1 pseudogene is annotated in these 712 nt (G+C 69.8%); it reads right to left on the bottom strand.

Annotation, left to right across the window (positions count from 1 at the left end):
- Positions 1–712: pseudogene (locus AC1DTN_RS37815) on the bottom strand (hypothetical protein); the annotation flags it as partial.

Here is a 712-nt window from a genome sequence, read left to right on the forward strand (position 1 = left end):
GCAGCGAGTTGGTGACGACGGTCATCTTCACGTCCTTGCGCGCCAGGCTTTGCATCACCGCCATGCCCCGCTTGCCCGGCACGAGGTAGGGCGAGGTCACGACCAGTTCGGAGCGCGCACCCTCCATCTGGCTCACGGCGCCCGACATCAGGGTCGTGGTCTCCATCACCTCCGGCGCATCCAGCCGCTTGGAAGGGCGATCCGCCACCGCGTAGGCGACGCCGCCCACCAGGCTCAGGCGGTTGGCCGCCAATTCCTTGCCGACCGGCTCGCGGCCCAGCAGGTCTTTCTCCGGCAGGTCGAGCCGGATGTCCGTGCCCGGGGGCAGCAGCTTGTCGAGCAGCGCGCGGGCGACCGCATCCGGCTCGCGCCGCCCGCCGAAATACGCGGCCGGGTAGGACTGGCGGCTGTTCCAGTAGCGGTCGAAGATCGTGCCCAGCTGCGGCACGACCCGGCCGGCGGCGATGGCGTCGAGGTCGATGAAGTTCGCGCCCGGGCTCAGGGTGAAGTACTCATCCGCGATGTTCCGCCCGCCGACGATGGCCAGGGCGCCGTCGGCGATCAGCAGCTTGTTGTGCATCCGGTGGTCCAGCCTGGACAGGTCGCCCAGCGAGGTCATGAAGCGGCCCAGGACGCCGCCGCGCGCGCAGCAGAAGGGGTTGAACAGCCGGATGTCCATGTTCGGCACGGCCGCCAGCGCGTGCAGCAGTTC

The organism is Rhizobium sp. 01T444 (assembly GCF_056398305.1).